Here is a 3227-nt window from a genome sequence, read left to right as displayed (position 1 = left end):
CAAAAGAAATTCTACATAACTTAAAGCAAGCTTTAGAAGAACAAGGCATTGAAGCAGGAAAAAAAGAAATTGAAGCCAGTTTACGCCGCAAAATTGAACAAAAGTTTGGCATTGAAGGGGGTTCAGATGTACTCGAAAACAAGGCCAGAGATTTATTCAAGAGTTTTGGATTTTAATAGGAAGGAATATGAGAATAGAAGCAATTGATTTATTTTGTGGTATTGGTGGTCTAACATGCGGACTGAAAACAGCGGGAATAACGGTACTTGCAGGTCTTGATAATGATAATTCATGTGAATACGCCTATAAAAACAACAACAAGGTTAAATTTATTTGTGAAGATGTTGCGGGGTATGATTTCAAGGCTATGAAAAAAATGTATTCCAAAGACAGTATAAAAATTTTGGCAGGTTGTGCGCCCTGCCAAACATTTTCATCCCACACTTTTAAAGTCAAAAACAGGGAAAAAGATATAAGATGGAATATGATTGAACATTTTTTACGAGGGATTAAAACCATAGAACCCGACATTATTTCTATGGAGAATGTACGGGGAATAACTAAAACCCAAGTATTTTTTGATTTTGTTAAACAAGTAGAAAAGATGCACTACAAAGTCTCTTATGAGGTTGTTAATTGCGCTGATTATGGTATTCCGCAAAATAGAAATAGACTGGTTTTTTTAGCGTCTAAATTAGGCGATATATCTACGCCACAAAAGACCCACACAAAAGACAACCATGTCTCAATTAACAAAATTATTAAATCATTGCCCGCATTAAAAAGTGGCGAAACTTGTAAAAAAGATAAAGTGCATAAAACTAGAAACCTTTTTGCATTAAATATAAAAAGAATACAGCAATCAAAACCTGGTGGGACATGGAAAGATTGGGATAAAGCCTTGTTGCCAGATTGCTATAAAAAGGAAAGTGGTCAAAGTTATGCGACTGTTTATGGTCGCATGAGTTGGGATAAAGTCTCTCCCACTATTACCACCCAATTTAGTAGTTATGGCTCAGGTAGATTTGGACACCCTGATCAAGACAGAGCTATATCTATTCGAGAAGGCGCATTGCTACAAACTTTTCCCGAGGATTATGATTTTGGAGAAGAAATAAAAACTGTTGAAGTGAGTAGGCATATTGGCAATGCTGTTCCACCAACATTAGGTTGGGTTATTGGTAAAAAAATTGTAAAACACATAGAGGAAAACTGTGGCTGATAATAATTCAGGATTTCATTTCAACATATCCCTCAGCGTATTAGATCATCTAGGTAGAAATTTATACCGTAGTTTTATTACAGTGATTGGTGAGGCGATTTCCAATTCATGGGATGCTGGTGCAGAGAACGTGTGGATTACCATTAATAGGGAGGAAAATTACTTCGTTATTAGGGATGACGGTATCGGAATGAGTAAAGAAGATTTTCAAGGGAAATTTTTGAATATTGGCTACTCAAAGAGAAAAGATCCAAATATGCGACCATTAAAAGAAAGGCCCTTTATAGGTGGAAAAGGAATTGGAAAGTTAGCGTTATTGTCTTGTGCAAAAAAAATTAGCATTATTACCAAGACATCTAAGACAGATTATGTGGGGGGTGTTATTGATAATAATAAATTAGACCAAGATATTAGTGATGGTGTAAATGCACAAGACTCAAAACTTAGTGAAATTGATGATGTAGTTTTCTTAGATTATAAAAAAGAGCATACAAAGGGAACAATCATATATTTTGAAGATATTCATGAAGGTATAAAAAATAAATTAGGTTATATAAAAATATTGATAGCGTTATCTTTTAAATTTTCACTCATAGACGAGGAGTTTAATATTTTTATAAAGGATGAAGCAGAGGATGAAGCAGAGGATGAAAAAATCACCATAGAAAAGCTTAGACCTTTGGCAGAAAAGACTCAGTTTTTTTGGAATATTAATGCCATAAGCGACCCTTATCTTGATATGTTGGAGCAACAGAATAGTTTAAAAAATAAAGGGAGTGTGAACTCTGAAATAGATGTTAATGGATTTATTGCTTCTACTGAAAAACCTAGCGGGTTAACAATTAGAACAATGGATGAAAAGGTAGGCATTGACCTTTTTGTCAATGGAAGACTAAGGGAAAAAAATATACTTAGTCATACATCTGATTTTGCAACAAGACATATTGCAAGTTACCTTTATGGTCAAATTCATTTTAATCTACTAGATGATGGTACTCCAACAGATAGAATGACGACTAGTAGAGAAGGCATTAAAGAAGGTGATGAGGAGTACGCAAAACTTATTAACGAATTGAAAGATAATATTTTTAAACAAATATCTAAGGAATGGGATGAGTGGAGAAATAAAATCAAGGTTATCAAGCCTAATGATGCTTCATTACCAATTTTTGATGCTTTTACAGAGTCAAAGAAAAAGGCTATCAGTAAGTTTCTTAATGTAAATGAAGGCGAAGATTTAAAAGACGCAGCTAAAACAATGCTTTCTGAAATTTCTCCATCAGAAAAATCTAATAAAAAAATCTTAATAACACATGCCAGTCAAGATTCAGAACAGGCTAATATTATCTATAAATTATTGTTATTTTGTGGGTTTTCAGTAGAAGAAATTCTTTATACTTCTGCTAAAGATATATTATCAAAAGTCCCCGAGGGAGAAAATACACTTAATCATATTAGGAGATTCTTTGTAAATGATTGGTTTGAAAAGCCTTATGTTTTTTTTATAGCAAGTCAAAATATGGAAAACTCTTGGTATGCATGTTTAGAGGTTGGTGCATTTTGGGTGGTAGAAAATACACATAAGATTACACATAAGATTGCAACTATAAAACCGTATGAACCAAAATTACCGCTAAATCCAGATAATCATATATATTTAACTTTTGACGATAAGAATCAATGTGATAAAGAATATTTATTTGAAATGTTTAAAAGAATATCAGAAAATTTTAATAAAAATATCCCCGATCAAGATAATTTTTTAAGAGAATATTCAAAAATAAGAGGCAAGTAATTATGAAAATTATTGATTCACATTGTCATTTAGACAGGGTAGATTTATCGGCTTTTGGTGGGAGTATGGAGAGCCTATTAGCTCATGCTAAGACCTTGTCGGTGGAGGAATTTTTGTGCGTTTGTATTGATTTAGAACACTTTGATGATGTGTTTTCTTTGGCGAGGCAGTATCCACAGATTTATGCCTCAGTGGGGGTGCACCCTTGTG

General features: G+C 33.3%; 3 protein-coding genes. All 3 read left to right on the top strand.

Features of this window, described 5'->3' with window-relative positions:
• Positions 1–187: 187 nt before the first annotated feature.
• Complete coding sequence (locus BBROOKSOX_RS09670) at positions 188–1222, top strand: DNA cytosine methyltransferase (RefSeq protein ID WP_139661461.1); 1035 nt, start codon at positions 188–190, stop codon at positions 1220–1222.
• Entirely contained in the window at positions 1215–3017 is a 1803-nt protein-coding gene (locus BBROOKSOX_RS09665) for an ATP-binding protein (RefSeq protein WP_139661458.1), read from the top strand. The genes BBROOKSOX_RS09670 and BBROOKSOX_RS09665 overlap by 8 nt, the downstream gene beginning before the upstream one ends.
• Positions 3018–3019: 2 nt before the next feature.
• The coding region (locus BBROOKSOX_RS09660) for a TatD family hydrolase (protein ID WP_180323967.1) at positions 3020–3227 on the top strand (208 nt) is incomplete at its 3' end.

This window comes from bacterium endosymbiont of Bathymodiolus sp. 5 South, assembly GCF_900128535.1.
In the GTDB taxonomy this organism is placed as follows: Bacteria; Pseudomonadota; Gammaproteobacteria; order PS1; family Pseudothioglobaceae; genus Thiodubiliella.
This window is presented reverse-complemented; position numbering and strand designations above follow the sequence as displayed.